At 53.6% G+C, this 15,330-nt stretch carries 12 protein-coding genes; 6 read left to right on the top strand and 6 right to left on the bottom strand.

Annotated elements, in window-relative coordinates; genetic code table 11:
* Window positions 1-21 precede the first annotated feature (21 nt).
* From MW046_RS18330 to MW046_RS18320, 3 genes are all read left to right on the top strand, one after another.
* Window positions 22-1,416 (top strand): selenium-binding family protein, encoded by a 1,395-nt coding sequence (locus MW046_RS18330; protein ID WP_247995669.1) that lies wholly within the window; start codon window positions 22-24, stop codon window positions 1,414-1,416.
* Between the two features lie 5 nt (window positions 1,417-1,421).
* A complete protein-coding gene (locus MW046_RS18325; protein ID WP_247995668.1) occupies window positions 1,422-1,742 on the top strand; it encodes a 2Fe-2S iron-sulfur cluster-binding protein in 321 nt (106 codons plus the stop codon).
* Window positions 1,743-2,464: 722 nt separating this feature from the next.
* On the top strand, window positions 2,465-2,848 hold the full coding sequence (locus MW046_RS18320) for a DUF1440 domain-containing protein (RefSeq protein ID WP_247995667.1): 384 nt from the start codon (window positions 2,465-2,467) through the stop codon (window positions 2,846-2,848).
* Window positions 2,849-3,264: 416 nt separating this feature from the next.
* On the opposite strand, the gene MW046_RS18315 is transcribed toward MW046_RS18320, so the two are convergent.
* The gene (locus MW046_RS18315; RefSeq protein ID WP_247995666.1) at window positions 3,265-4,086 is read right to left on the bottom strand and encodes an aldo/keto reductase; all 822 of its coding nucleotides are present in this window, start codon (window positions 4,084-4,086) and stop codon (window positions 3,265-3,267) included.
* Between the two features lie 546 nt (window positions 4,087-4,632).
* Here MW046_RS18315 and MW046_RS18310 point away from each other — a divergent pair.
* The 3 genes from MW046_RS18310 to MW046_RS18300 all read left to right on the top strand — a co-directional run bounded on the left by MW046_RS18310 (window position 4,633) and on the right by MW046_RS18300 (window position 9,242).
* Window positions 4,633-5,514: a cell surface glycoprotein related protein gene (locus tag MW046_RS18310; RefSeq protein WP_247995665.1), complete on the top strand. Its 882-nt coding sequence runs from the start codon at window positions 4,633-4,635 to the stop codon at window positions 5,512-5,514.
* 570 nt (window positions 5,515-6,084) lie between these two features.
* Window positions 6,085-7,383 carry a beta propeller repeat protein gene (locus MW046_RS18305; RefSeq protein ID WP_247995664.1) on the top strand — a complete coding sequence of 433 codons (1,299 nt, stop codon included), beginning with the start codon at window positions 6,085-6,087 and terminating at the stop codon, window positions 7,381-7,383.
* A gap of 911 nt (window positions 7,384-8,294) precedes the next feature.
* Window positions 8,295-9,242 (top strand): thermonuclease family protein, encoded by a 948-nt coding sequence (locus tag MW046_RS18300; RefSeq protein ID WP_247995663.1) that lies wholly within the window; start codon window positions 8,295-8,297, stop codon window positions 9,240-9,242.
* A 428-nt stretch (window positions 9,243-9,670) separates the two neighbouring features.
* Here MW046_RS18300 and MW046_RS18295 read toward each other — a convergent pair whose 3' ends face one another.
* From MW046_RS18295 to trpB, 5 genes are all read right to left on the bottom strand, one after another.
* Window positions 9,671-9,814 (bottom strand): hypothetical protein, encoded by a 144-nt coding sequence (locus MW046_RS18295; RefSeq protein WP_247995662.1) that lies wholly within the window; start codon window positions 9,812-9,814, stop codon window positions 9,671-9,673.
* A gap of 683 nt (window positions 9,815-10,497) precedes the next feature.
* Entirely contained in the window at window positions 10,498-11,022 is a 525-nt protein-coding gene (locus MW046_RS18290; RefSeq protein ID WP_247995661.1) for a PIN domain-containing protein, read from the bottom strand.
* Window positions 11,023-11,027: 5 nt separating this feature from the next.
* Window positions 11,028-11,732: a DUF7437 domain-containing protein gene (locus MW046_RS18285; RefSeq protein WP_247995660.1), complete on the bottom strand. Its 705-nt coding sequence runs from the start codon at window positions 11,730-11,732 to the stop codon at window positions 11,028-11,030.
* Window positions 11,733-12,159: 427 nt separating this feature from the next.
* The gene (locus tag MW046_RS18280; RefSeq protein WP_247995659.1) at window positions 12,160-13,527 is read right to left on the bottom strand and encodes a bifunctional metallophosphatase/5'-nucleotidase; all 1,368 of its coding nucleotides are present in this window, start codon (window positions 13,525-13,527) and stop codon (window positions 12,160-12,162) included.
* 316 nt (window positions 13,528-13,843) lie between these two features.
* Entirely contained in the window at window positions 13,844-15,001 is a 1,158-nt protein-coding gene (gene trpB / locus MW046_RS18275) for a tryptophan synthase subunit beta (RefSeq protein WP_247995658.1), read from the bottom strand.
* Window positions 15,002-15,330 lie beyond the last annotated feature (329 nt).

The following is a 15,330-nucleotide window of genomic DNA, read 5'->3' as shown; positions in this document are numbered from 1 at the left end:
GATACCACGAATCATACGTCCATGAGCGATATTGAGCCAACAGCTGATACTGAGGTACACCATCACGCTCAGACGGAGGGTCCGGGTTACGCGACCCCGCAGGCAGCTATCGAGGAGTCAGATCCGGAGAGGCTTGCGTACGTGATGGGATTGTACGTCGGAACGGATGTCGACGCGCCCGACTTCCTATCGGTCGTCGATGTCGATCCAGAGTCCGAAACGTATACGGAGGTCATCGATCGCGTCGAAATGCCCAATCGAGGCGATGAACTCCACCACTTCGGCTGGAACGCCTGTTCGTCATCATGTCACATCGATGAGTTGGAGCGTCGACATCTCATCATTCCCGGACAACGCTCCTCACGCATTCACGTCGTCGACACGAAAAATCGTCGTGATCCCCAGATCGAGACGGTCATCGAACCGGAGGAACTCTTCGAGTACGATCTCTCGGCTCCGCACACCGTCCATTGTATTCCGGATGGGGAAATCCTCATTAGCATGCTCGGCGACGCCAACGGGGAGCTACCCGGAGGTTTTCTCGAACTCAACGACGATTTCGAGATCGAAGGTCGGTGGGATCCGCCCGGCGAGATCGAGATGAACTACGACTTCTGGTACCAACCGCGCCACAATGTGATGGTTTCTTCGGAGTGGGCGGCACCGACGACCTACTATCCGGGATTCGACCTCGAGGACGTCGAGAACGGGATGTACGGGCAGCGGCTCCACGTCTGGGACTGGGCCGAAGGAAACGTCGAGCAGACCATCGATCTCGGTGAAGATGGTCTGATTCCGCTCGAAGTTCGGTTTCTCCACAGTCCCGAGGCCACGCATGGGTACGTCGGCGCAGCACTCTCTTCGAATATCTTCCACTTCTTCGAGGCGGACGGCGAGTGGCACGCCGAGAACGTTATCGATGTCGAATCGCGCGAACACGAGGACTGGGAAATGGACGTGCCCGGTCTCGTAACCGACCTTCTCATATCAATGGACGATCGCTATCTGTTCTTTGGAAACTGGCTCCATGGAGATGTTCGGATGTATGATATCAGTGATCCCGCCAATCCACGGCTGGCTGACCGTATCTGGGCTGGTGGTTATTTCGGTGATTCACACCCCACCGGTGCAGACGACCGTGAAGTCGTTGGCGGGCCCCAGATGCTGCAACTGTCGCTTGATGGGGAACGTCTCTATTGGACAACGTCCCTCTTTTCTTCGTGGGATAATCAATTCTATCCGAAGGAGGCCGAGAAGGGATCGGTGATGCTCAAGGCCGACGTCAACCCTCGAAACGGAACCATGGAACTGGATGAAGATTTCCTCGTCGATTTCGGCGATTCACCGCATGGTCCGGCCCGTGCTCACGAAATTCGCTGGCCCGACGGCGACTGTACCAGTGACGTCTGGCAGTGAAAGGCATGACTACCCACGACATCGTACTCGAATGGCAGGATGGACAGACCGAGCACATTTCCGTCGACGAGGACGAGACCGTGCTGGAGGCAACTAGAGCGAACGATCTGGGGCTGCCCTTTGGTTGCCTTACCGGGGCGTGTGCTACGTGTGCTGGCCGACTTACAGTGGGTGATCTCACCCACCAGCGACCGCCACGGGCACTCAAAGACTATCAGCAGCAACAGGGCTACGCTCTCCTCTGTATCGCTGAGCCCCGATCGGACTGTCACATCGAAGTCGGTGCGCGAATACAGGCGGAAATGATAGTGACCCCATGGAAATGATAGCTAGACGTGATCTATCTAATTTCTGTTCCCAGCTCAGCTGCGGCCTTTTCGCCTTCCTGTTTCTTCGGTTACGACACTGTATTCCGGAAAAGCGTAGTTCATCCAGTTATGGACGTGGCATCGGCGATATCGGTGTCCGTGACGAGATTGCCGAGGATGTCGGGCTGGTGGGTGAGGAAATTTTAATGTGTCACGGACAAAGAATCTCGGAACCGTCTACGTGAACAGTTCATCGAGGTACAGCGTCGTGGTGTGACTGGTGTTCCGACGTTCGTATACAGTGACCCTACCGTTTGTGAAGCGGTTCCACCCGAACACTTGAAACGACCTGTCGAAGGAACCCAACCGCTTTCGGTGTCGCCATCTCCGTCGGTAACTCGAAACACCCCGTCTCTAGCCGATCTATTGGTGTATGGCGGACAGTTTTTCATGCGTATTTCATTTTGGCCAGTGTATGATCTTCGATAACTGCCTCCGAATTGAGCTAACAGCTTTCCTCACGGCGTGGAAGGAGTAACGACTGCTATCAGTGACTTACGTCCTGATCAAGCGATCGAGAGACGTTCCGAACGGCGAGCATTACATCTGTACGTACGTAATACTAACCGGATTACCGGTCGCACACCCCAAATACGGTTGAACGAGTCGAGATCCGCTAGATAATACTATTGCTATCTGGACTTGTTTCGAGAAGTAGAGAACGGGGTTACGCAATAGTGATGGGAATCATGTTACAGATGATGATGACGCCGGTCATCACGATGGCAGTTCCGGCGCTGTATGGAGCAAACGGTCTGACTGCTGGCTGGATCGTGCATCTCTTCCATAGCCTCGTATTCGGCCTGATTTTCGCCGCAGTTGTGATATCTAGCCTATCACTCCGAGAATACGCGAGTACGGTTCCGACCAGCGCAGGACTCGGGCTCGCTTACGGCGTCATCGTGTGGATCGTCGCCGCAGGAATCGTCATGCCGATCTGGTTAGGTGTGGTTGGATTTCCGATGGCTCCCCCACTCCCAAACTTTGATCTGATGAGTCTGGTTGGACACCTCGTATACGGAGTGATCCTCGGTGCTCTTTTCCCCCTCATCAACGATCGATAGTTCGCACGTGCTTGTCCTACTGGGGACAAGCAGCCGTATACTACTTCTGATGTGTTCTGAGTCACGTAAACAGGTGCTGGATGATGCCATGTTGTCTCCTTACCCAGAAAAATTTTGAATTCTGAAGAAATTATACATCATTTATAATTAATACAAAAGATTATGAATGGTGTATAAGGATAAAACTTTCAAAAGCGTATAGATGGGACATAGAAGACATCTTCCGCCGTTTCAGGGCTGTCCTTTGCTGTAAAATATGAAGATGGCTATCAGATACTTACACAGTAATCAACGCTCGTTGATATTGTTCTTCGGCGCGTGTTTCCACTCGTACGTGTTTCGGTGTCTCATCAGACCCAACCGCATCGAATCGGTGATTTCATCTTTCAGAACGTCTGGAGATGTTGCTTTCGTGGCTACGCGTTCCAGGGGCCGTGGTCGGGATCGATACACCGCTTTTCACGCTCGATCGCGTCGATCGTCCTGATGTCATCCTCATCGAGTTCGAGATTTTGAGCCTCGAAGTTACTCTGAAGGTGGTCTTCGTTCATCGTACGCGGGATGACAGCGACGTTTTCTTTCGAGAGTAACCACGCGAGGCTCACCTGTGCCGGACTCACATCATGTTTATCTGCGATCTCCTGTAGTTCTGGAACGGTAAAGACTTCTCCTTGTGCGAGTGGAGAGTAGGCGACAAGCCAGTGATCGTGTTCGTAAGCGTACTGGTGTAGTTCCTCCTGTTGGAGTAGAGGATGCATTTCGACTTGGTGGGCAAAGACAGGTGCGTTGAGAATTTCTCGTGCTTCGTCGAGTAGATCCGGCGTGAAATTGCTCATTCCCACGTGACGGATCTTCCCTTCCTCGTAGAGACTGTCATACGCTGGAAGAACGGTTTCGTGATCATAGATGCCGACAGGCCAGTGAACGTATAGCATATCAACGTAGTTAACACCGAGCCGGTTGAGACATCCTTTGGCGGCCTCGAGTATATCCTCTGTATCGGGGGAAGGGCCCGGAACGTCGACGTGGACCGTCTTGGTGGAGACGAAGACGTCTTCGCGGGGGACGGACGCCTTTTCGAGTCCTTCGCCGACGTATTCCTCATTGCCGTAGACCTGTGCTGTATCGATATGACGGTAGCCGATCGTGAGTGCTGATTCGACGATTTCAGCCCACTGGTTTCTGTTATCGTCTGAGTATGTCCCGAGTCCAAATCGTGGGAAGTCGTCTGTTGGCATATTTATGAACACTCCGGGCAGATGGAAGACTCTAGTGGTTGCGGAAGTTTGGCCGTGACAGTCGAAAGTAACTGAGAGCGGTATTTATATCTAAGTCAGCTGAGAAAAACAGTGAAGTGGGGACAGTAGCGAGGTTCCACATTTGCAGAACCTACTACGAAACGATAGATCACGACTACTTGCGAAGTACAGCCAATTCATGAGGACAACGAAAAGAAAAATCATAGCTCTACCGGAAGCCAGTACACTCCCGAGGAGACGGACTGCACACGGCGGAGTCGTTCGAAAACTGCGGGGTCTCGACTTAAAAAAGTAGATGGGTTGTGGACTAGTTTGGGGCGGTTTGATGAGGCGGGTCCCCATCGATACGACGCTATCGTATCGTCGTCGTTCAGTACTCGTGTAGCCAATAACGCCAGCTACCACTGCTTGCTGTTGGCAAGCAGATCTAAATTTATATATGGGGGAGTGGATTATATTATGTGTGGGTTCGTATTCACACCTGAACACCTAATCTCGACTGTAACAAACGGTGCTGGAGAATAGATGAACCGATTGTTACTTGCGGTCGTGTCACTTACGGTGGTAGTCGTGGTCGCGTCGACACCGCTTACGTCAACGATGGCTCAAAAGTCCCCTCAGACGTTCGTCATCGAGCAGGGCGACAGATCCATCCGTGTCACACCGCTCGGTGACGGCTCTCGGTCGGTCGAGGAGTTCTACGATTACCGGTCGCCAGCAACGGAACCAGAGGGTCAGTACGGCTCCTACGGCACATCGAACATTCAGATCAATCAGGTCAGCCAACTCTTCATCTATCGTGGGAGCAGCGGCCTGAGCCTCGTCTTTCTTCACGACAAGTCTGGCGACGAGGGCGGAGCGGTTATCACGGGTGATATCTCCGGCCTGCCAGCAAACGGTGACTGGGTCGTCGAAGACGATACCTACAACAACCGAGACGACGTGTTCCAACATAATGATGGATCGAGCCACATCGAGTGGCTTTTGAGAGGAAACCGAACGGATGGGGCCGCGTTTCGAGGTCTTGGACGCTCGTCCGACACCACTATTACCGTCGATATGAAGTTCAATGAGCGATCCGCGAACTATCCGTTCGAGGAGTGGGAGGGCCCGCCCGACCAGAACGAGATCGAACGCTGGGTTGTTCGCTCGGGTACCGGTGAGATGATCGCACTCGATATGAACGACCCGATCGAAATCAGTTCCGGGACCAGTGGTGCCCCGAGTACACTCACAGAGACCGGTGGAACAGTCACCCCGACTTCGAGTACCGGGACGCCAGCGACCACTACACAGGCCGGTAGTAGTGACGGGTTCGGAGTATCCGTCCCGAGGTTCGATGTGGGTCTGGTGATCCTTGCCGTCGTGGCTCTCACAGCGACCGCGCTACTTCGCCGCACCGGCTGATAGATCGCTGTTGGGATGATCTCCTACGTTTCGGTTCTGAACACGTCGCTGGACTATCGCACCACTTCTCCGCAAGGAGACCGATGGACCTCGCCAGCACGACCACATACCGGAACACGGATTGAAAACCCGTTCACTGTGTGTCATACACCGGATGTCGAAGTCGATCATCGCGAGGTGTGTCTCTGCAGAACGTGAAATTCGCCACTGACTATCTTCCTAAAACTTTATTGATATCCGACTAGTCGTCTCCGAGTTCGATTTTCACCGCGTCAGCACTGTCCCTTCGAGAAGTTGTCCAGCACGTTCGATACCCTTGGATTCATTGAAAAACGACATCTCCTCAATGACGAGGGTGAACAAAACGAAGAATAACGGTTCAGAAGTATCCAGGTAGGTTGGCTTGTTATTATTTTAATAGATAGATATATAGTGAATCAATCCATATATAGGGTGTATAATTACGATCGGTTCTGACGATCTGATATCTATCATGAGTGTTGTCATACTACTACGAGCTGGCGCTCACAGTCGAACGTAGTACGAAATACACGCACGAGCGAACGATCAATGGCACCTAATAAATCATTGACAAGACGGAGATTTGTAACGCTTACGGCAACGACAGGTACGAGTCTGGCGCTAGCAGGGTGTGGCGCTGACCAACTGCCCGCGGAGACGGATGAGGACCAGACAGAAACGGATACAGAAACGTCCTCGACTCACCGACGGGCACAGACTACCAGGGAAGAGCACGAAGTGGACGTGGAACCTGGAAGTCATCCACGGACGAACTACCAGTTGGACGTTCACGACAAGCGCTGGAACACGTATCCTCTCTGGATCGATCAGAACGGCCGAATATACGGACGCTCCGGCACCGACGTGACGGTCAGCGACGACTGGTATCATACGACCGAGGTATTATTTTCATTCGAGGAAATAGATGACGATCACGTCCAAATGGTCATTGTTCCAGAGGGTGGGAACATCATTGCGGCGGTGGGAGGCCGGGGCGACACCGGAGGACGGATCTACCGCCTCCATGACGATCTCAGCGGTGCAGAAAAGCTGTACCAGTTCGAGTACGGCCGCGCCCTGCCCGGCATGGGCCACGCCGTCTACGACGACATTATCGTTCTCTCGTGTTATGCTCTCTCGGATTTTGAGGCGAACCAGCACGCCAACGAGGTGATCCTCTCGACTGACGGCGGTCGATCGTTCAATCGCATCCTCGAAGCTCCTCTCAAGACCACAGACGCGGCAAACCTCCATGTCCATGACGTCGAATACGATCCGTACGCCGATCGGATCTGGGTGGTGGTCGGTGACAATGGCAACACACAGCTGTATTGGAGCGACGACCGTGGCAGCTCGTGGGAGGCGATCGCAGAACAAGGTGAGGTCACCATGTTGACCCAGATTGCTGCCTTCAAAGACTGCGTCGCGTTCGGCACTGATGGCACTCCGGAGGGGATCATCCGCTGGGAGCGTAAGGGGGCTAACGACAAACCGGACGGAGTGGATGATCTCGTTCGTCCATACATTAAGATAGAGACCGATCCAACCGACGACACGATGGAGATGTACGCCCGTGGGCGCTGGCACATTCGGGAAGACGATGGGCGCGAACTCTGTCTTATGGCGTTCGGCTACTCCCCAATGGACACGGGAACGGATTCGGTCGTGCTCGCCAGCGTCAACGGAGCCGAGTGGTATGAACTCTACCGGACCCAGACCCGAAAGATCCTGCTCACCACCGTCTTGGGACCACTGTCGATGGATGGTCCCCGACGAACGGTCGTGTCTGATAGCACCCAAAGCGAGGGCTATCAGGTCAATGCGACAGTACCAAAATTCTGGACGTAGCAAGAGTTTCGGCTCTCGCCGAAACCAAACACGTGAGCCACCGTATCAGCCGATATAACCAGCTCCCTCGAAATCCAACGCTACTCCGAACGGTAAACGGCCCCCACCGATAATCGATACCGTCTAGGACTGTGATTTCCAATCAGTAATCTTGCAAAGGAGTTTAAACGTTTCTGTCCGTACTGTTTTTGAAAATGAAACGTATGAGAATTAAAGATGTCGAGATCCCGCTGACGAACAGGATGTGATCATCATTCAGTGTTCCGACTGTGGGACTGAAACTCGCCACTCAATTACAGCGTGACAAACGGGCCTCGACTCAGCTTGTGGGGGTTCTAACACTGGCTAGAGCACCGATAATGTTAGATACCTTGTATGTCAATGGTCGTTCCATTGTTGCCCAGTGCGCTGACGGAGATTTCAATATCTACTCTTGCCGGTTTGTCACCGACGAGTACAGCTACTACTGTCGTAGAGCAATAGCATGAGTCACTACATCGCTTCTACCGGTTGGAGCGGCTCACGTGCCACTGTAGTTCCAGCTATGAGCACGGACGCATAACAGAGAGCGCTCGCCGTACATCATATATCGGTTTCGCATGGTTTCGCCGACTCAAATACGAATCATGTCGATGGGTGCGCTTCTTTTGCCTCTTGAACCCAACATCAACAACCACATCAGTCAGGGATCAACTATGTTCGGTGTCGAGTTCTCGACGTTGATGATGGCACGCGTCTATGTCGAGAGGGTTGAAGCACAACACGTTCTAAAATTATTCTAAGCAAAAATCCTATTTATATCTCTGTCCTAAGAAAATACTAAAACTGTGCGGATTAATTGTGCCACTTGGGGAATGGACTGAAAATTCAGAGAACGGTTCGACGCCCCAATGAAAACGAGGAATGTGTATATGGCAAATGCTAGTTATTTTGGAACGACCATAGATGTCGAAGTGATCGCCGTCGTGGACGGAGACACCGTGAAAATCGACCTAGAGGGTGAGCCTGAGAACCTTCGCATACTCACTCTCGATACCGAAGAATCTCGTCCGGTTCCGGGGAAGCCGTACACGCCTTGGGGGGCAGCCGCCAAGGAGGAAGCCACATCGTTCTTTCCGGAGGGTTCGACGATTACTGTCGAGTTCCCGGGTGACGAACCGGTCGATACCTGCCTGCGTCGATACCGGGACAATTACGGTAGACCCCTCGTCTACATCCACAAGGATGGTGAAGACTTCCAGGAGCGGATGATCCAACGCGGATACAGCCCGTACTTCACGAAGTACGGGTACGCCCACTTCGAGTCGTACCACGACCGCTACATCGAAGCCGAACGTCAGGCCCAGGCCGACCACATTGGCGTGTGGGACCAGATAGAAGCCAACGGTCAGGAGATGCGCAACTACGATACCCTGAATGCTTGGTGGACACTGCGGGCGGAGATAGTTGAGTCTTTCAGGCAGGCGAAAGCATCAGGTGTCGAAAACCTCTACGACAGTCGCCTCGACTACGCTGAACTGTCCGATCGAATTGGCGATGAAGTCATCATCTTCACTGAACTAAGAAACTACCGGCGGACTCTCGGTGGTGACCACGCTATTGTTACGATTGGGTCACAGAGCCAGCCGTTTAAGCTGTTCATCCCTGATGCGTTCGAGACGTTGGATGGAGAGCGCATTCTCTCGTTGCTCACCGAACGGTACATCGCAGGCGAATACGACGGTCAGACGATCGGGCGACCTCGTCGGAGCTACGCCTACGTCTCTGGCACAGTTACACGCTATCCAGAGCCTGACGGTGACCCGGAGATTGTGGTGACGTCGATCGACCAGATCGCTGATCAGCCGCCGTCGAATTAAATACGTTTTATTTCTGATGGTGGGTGCACGTCTCCGTCATTCAATCATCCAATCTTGCCTGACTCAGCAGTGTTGTCGATAACTTTGCTGCCAAAATACATCGACACGCAGCCACCGACCGCAGATCAAGAATGATATATTTATTGATAATTCATGAGAGAAACGAGGGTTTACAGAGCTATATCCACCAAATTCTCAATCCAGAATGAGAAATGCTTTACTCGGGTTCGACGCGGGCCTGATTCGTCACGACCACTACCAACCTCCCTCGATATTGTCGCTCGTACTCGGCGCATAGAGTAACTCGTCGGGAACGGACTGCTCTCCATCTCTCAGAACCCTCCCGAGGATGATGAGCCGTCTCAGTACGGACTGACCGACAATACGAGGCGCTCACCCTCGCAACGGTCGGGGTCGGTCTCGGCTCGTTAGTGTTGCCGTTCGCGTGGCTCTGGCTCTTGGATCGGACCGGCCTCCGAACCACCTTCGCCGTCGTCATCGGTGTGGCTGCCGTCGTCGTGTTCGTGTCGAGCCTTGTCTACTGCCGGCCACCAAGGGCTTGCAGACTGCAAGTGTCTTCACTCGCGCGTCGATGGGTGATCACTGGCGGCCGTGTTGATCATCGTAAAACCTTCGTGATAAGAGTAGCCCTCGCCAGGGCGTGCCTTCGCCTTCCCATTTGCTCACTCGACCCTCTAGTCTACATTGGTCTCGTCGGCTTTGGGATCGTTCTCGGTCACTCACCTTGCTCGGGTCCCCCATCGTCCCCACACGATTCGGATCCGAGAACGCATCTGCGACGGTTGGCGTGCTCACTGTTGTCACGGCTAGCTCCGCTTCCTCGCACTGCTTCCGGCAAGTGCGTTCCATCGCGTGACAGGTGGGTATGTTGTCCTGTTCGTCTCACTAGGTGTCATCACCATCCTTGGAGCTAGCCTCTTCCGCCAGGGCATGAACCCGGAGAGCGGTGATTCAGATCACAGGCCCGAATTCCTCACCTCAGAGTAGCTGATCAAGTGATCATCTTTGGTTACGTTCTCTGTGAGTTTGACTGCTGATACACAGGTCGATCAAAAAAACAGACTTATAAAAGAACATGTGGTTTGTAGCAAACTATCCTCCGACGTTCAGACCGAGATTTGACCGATTCACTATAGTGATGGTACCCTAAGTTATTGTTGTAGTAGAGTGTATTAATCGTAACCGTGAAAGCCGATGGTAATCGCAACACGCCCCAGTTGAGCACTTCGAGCGATCAAATCAGTTTCACTGAGTCGCCAGAATCATTGCCGATAATGTCCGTCACTCCGTAGACGGTAATCTTTTCCTCATGTCCCAGGGCGCTGACAGCGCTCTTGATGCCTGCTCTCGCCGGTTTATCATCAGTAAGCACAGCCACCCTCGAGCGATCTCTGGCGTATTGAACGGCAATCCCGGCGAGTAGCACGTCAGCTTTTTCGATCTCGTGCTCGGGGCGACCAGTTTCGCTTGCAATGGTGCGCCGAGCAATATCACTCGCCGCTACAGCATCTCCATCGGTTAGGGATGGGGGATCAATCATTTCGGCCCACCCTTCTGTCAGTGCTGTCTGGACTCGATCGGTCTCCGAGCCGCCCAACTCGCTGATCACTCGCTTCGGGAGCTTACAGATGACACCAGCAGTCTGGATAGCCTGTCGAAACTTCCGATACCGTGGATTGTCTGGTTGGCCGATCGCAAAGAATACGTTCGTATCGACGATGACGTCCGTTCCAGCGGACAACGGCGTATCGTGGCCCATTCGTGTCACTCGTCAACATCAGGGAGGTCTGCTGGCAGGTCACTGTCGGTGAGCTCCGGAAGGTCCATTGCATCGTCGACATCGGGAAAGAGATACTCGAAGTACGGATCCTGGGCGCGGCCGAGTGTGAGCACCGGTTCAAGCGCATAGATGATCATCATCGCCTCCGTGTCTCGGACATCGATGTCGCTGGCGACCATCCGTTGAGTCGTTCTCCCGGCAGCGTGTAAACCCGCCCCACGGACAGCCGCCACGAGGGTTCCGATACCATGGTGGTCGACGAAGTAGGCAACATCCTTGTCGATCTCTTGGCGGGCAAACGCGTGGAGAACGGTTGGCGTGATAACGATCGGGACGGCCTGCTCAACGATGATAATCGGCTCGGCGGTCAACTGCTGAGGGCGCGTCGAGTCATCGCGCTCAAGCAAGCCGTAGTCGACCAACCGATCGATGTACTCGTAGGTGGTTGATTTCGAGAGATCAAGTGTCTCCATGACCGTCCGTGGAGACACAGGGCCCCAGTAGCACACGAACACGTAGACACGAGCCAGTGCTGGTTGATTGAGAAGGTGGATGACCGTTTCAAGCCGTGGAGCGTTCCGCGCCAACGTTGCTGGATCGAGCGTTGTATTGTCAATGCTGTCGATCGGTGGAGGATCCAATGCACCGATTCCTCCGTCCGAGCGGACACCATCACGATTTGAAGTCATAACTAGGTGTTCGAGATCCATGAACTTCAGACTATCGGTGGTACTATCCAAAGGATCCTCCGTACGGGCATATCAACCATTTGCTATGATGGTTATAACGGAAGTATAGATTTCAGGGGAATGGGTATAGATCCATCTTAGCAGTTGTGTTCGTAGGTGCTGGAGGAAACAATCGAGCAATCTGAATCCCAAGTACACCGACTATCTCGCTTTATCTACCAATCATCGAACGCATCTATCCATCCTACAGACAGCGAGTGACCTTCTTCGACCCGTTCTGAGTACACGCTTCTATACGTATCTGAAGTTGGCTAGGTAAGACCCCTACTGCACGGTTTTATCTCGAAATCTACCGAGCCGATGTCAGGTGACAGAACTCTCAACGCGCGAGGCATGAATCGAACCGTTCGACTGGTATCGTGATATACTACCAAGAGCGCCCGTGCCGTGTGATTCTTCCCTCGAGTTGTGGGTTGATACCGTGCTCACGAGCGTATGCAGCGAGAATCTCGTACTGGGTGTCGAGCGTCTGGGTTCGATGGGCTGGTGTCAGTATTGGAAATTCGAGATCAGTTTGCAGGAGATACTCCGATGTCGCGACGCTGTAGGTTCGCTCTGGGTCGATCGGTTTGCCATCGACAGTCGCTTCGGCAAGCGACCTCTCGGCATGGTCATAGACGATTTCGGCACCGCTGATGTGGGCATACCACCGCGTTGCATCACCGAGCTCCACCAACGCGCTATCACCCTGACGGAATAGCTCGCAGAGTTCGACGCCAGAGACCGCCGCAACGACGACTGGTGCGCCGAATGGAACGATGCTTGCGAGATTACCCACGGTTACGTCGTCGGTAAGGGGCGGGCCCACGCGAATCGCACCGCTATTCTGGAGGCCGACATCCGAATCCGCGGCCCAGCGATACGCGTCTGCGACGAAGTTACCGATCTGACACTCCCCCTCGTACACCGAGGCCCCGGTCCACTCGATCGAGGCGTTGGTATGGGCGACGACCTCGGTCAAGCCCGCTTGCTCCCACTGTTCGTGAAGTGCGGCCTGTACCGGGTGATCGATCGGCGCATCCGTGACATCATACCGCGTTGCACTCACATTCTCGTCAAGCGTGATTTCAAAGAGGATCTGTCCACCAGCACCTGGTCGCGTGAGCAGCGTCCCGTGTCTGTGCTCGAGTCGTTCGTTGTGGATGTGCCCGCCGAGAATAGCATCAACATCGAGTGCGGCAGCGAGGTCATCATCGCTGGATCCTACGTGTGAAAGTGCCACGATATGGTCGACCTGTCGATTGCGAAGTTCGGCGACAGCCGTTCGAGCTTCAGCAACGGGATCGGTGAAGGTGAGATTGTCAACAGCAGGGGCCATCGACGGAGTCTTTGGATCGATGACACCGAACAGCCCAACACGATCGGTACCAGCTTCGAGAATCGTCCATGGAACGACTCCCTCGGCCGCTCCAAAACGGTCATCCTCATCATAAACGTTCGCACACAGCCACGGTTGTGGGGAGGCCTGGACCAGTTCACGCGTGCGCTTGGGCCCGAAGTCGAAGTCATGATTGCCGAACGTCTCTGCATCCGGCTCCACAGCCTGAAAGAACGTAAGCGCCTGCTCGGCTTCTGTCACCATAGCGAGTACACCCGGTGCAGTATTATCACCGGTACCGACAACCAACGCCGTTTCATCGCGCAATTCCTCGATGAGCCCGGCAAGGCGTCCGATGCGCTCGGGATCGTCGTAGGCGTTCTCGATGTCCGAGTACTGTAATAGACGCAGCGACACAGATTGATCAGTTATCTCTCTATCTGATGATTCTTCTGATATCTGTATTGAGAGAATGAGACGATAGATATCGTATTCAAGTCCGTTGAGACCGGCAGCGAGTACTCGATCTCCGAGATTCGGTAGTACAACCAGTGGTAGCTCGGGTGCTCCGCAATCATCATGGAGGGGGTTGCTGTTGGAAGAGCGAAGTGTCTCGACACCGACGGAATGCAGTAGTTGAATAGACGGCTACGTGTCGCATTCTCCCCCTTCGTGAACGTTGTGTTTTCTGATTGATTACAGATAATTATCAGATATTAGCCATAATCTTCTGTTATAGATCGAATCTCTCTGCTGCAGTCTCCATATCTTTGTCTCCTCGTCCGGAGAGGTTCACGATGATCGTTTCGTACTCGTCCGTTTTTGCGATCTGGCGTGCCCGCGCAATAGCGTGACTCGATTCGAGAGCTGGAATGATTCCTTCAGTCTCGCTGAGTTCCTTAAATGCTGCGAGAGCTTCCTCGTCGGTGATTGCCGTGTAATCAGCCCGCCCCATCGAGTGGAACATGGCGTGTTCGGGACCGACCCCGGGGTAGTCAAGTCCTGCAGAAACGGAGTGAACCTCGACATCGTCGTCGATAGTTCGGGTTTTCATCCCGTGAATCACGTCGTCTTTCCCGTTCGCGAGGGGAGCCGCGTGGCGCTTTGATGAAGAGCCTTCACCACCGCCTTCGGCGCCGTAGAGATCGACATCGTCGTCACGGAAAGCGTCGAACAGCCCGATGGCGTTCGATCCGCCACCGACGCAAGCAACTGTCGCGTCCGGGAGATCGCCCGTCTTCGTGAGGATTTGTTCACGAGCCTCCCGGCCGATGACGGACTGAAAGTCCCGGACCATCCGAGGGAATGGATCGGGACCAACAACTGATCCTACGAGATAGTGGGTCGTATCGATGTTCTGGGCCAGATCCTCAAGCGCAGCATCAACGGCGTCAGCGAGACCTTCCCCACCTCGGGTGACCTCGTTGACCGTCGCGCCCATGAGACGCATCCGGAAGACGTTCATCTTCTGGCGCTCGACGTCTTTCTTTCCCATGTATATCTCCGTGTCTATGTTAAGTAAGGCTCCGACCATCGCTGTCGCCGTCCCGTGCTGGCCAGCACCGGTTTCGGCAATAAGCCGCTCTTTGCCCGCTTTCTTTGCGAGTAACCCTTGACCGAGCGTATTGTTGATCTTGTGAGCGCCACCATGGAGCAGGTCTTCGTGCTTGAGGTAGATGTCCGCACCATACCGATCACTGAGATTCTCAGCGAAGTACAGCGGTGTCGGTCGACCTGCGTATTCTTCGAGGAGGGTTCGATATTCATCCCTAAACTCGCTCGTCTGACTGATCTCGTCGTAGTCGTTCGCTAATTGCTCGAGTGCGCCCTTCAGAGCCTCAGGAACGTGACGCCCACCATACCCGTCGAACTCACCGGAAGAACCTGTCATAACTGTCGAATTAATTGCCCCAGCACGGCATAAATCTGTCCTATGATATCGTTACTGTTCAATGCTAGAACTGAAAACTAGGTAATATATTATTAGCTACAACTATCATAAACACTGCCACTTTATTGTGGTTGATTAAGCGAAACTGTGATAGATATCTCACTACATGCACTGTGATAGGATCCAATTCATTTCCACTGATCGGCTCACCTTCGAGGGCTGTTACTGTCTTCGTGATCATTCAGCCTATTTTCGTTTGGTATCGTCACCAACCCTCACTGGTGTGGTCTACGACACCGTCGGATTCGTCGGTCACCGTCCATCATGCT

Source organism: Halocatena salina (assembly GCF_023115355.1).
Classification (GTDB): domain Archaea; phylum Halobacteriota; class Halobacteria; order Halobacteriales; family Haloarculaceae; genus Halocatena; species Halocatena salina.
This window is presented reverse-complemented; position numbering and strand designations above follow the sequence as displayed.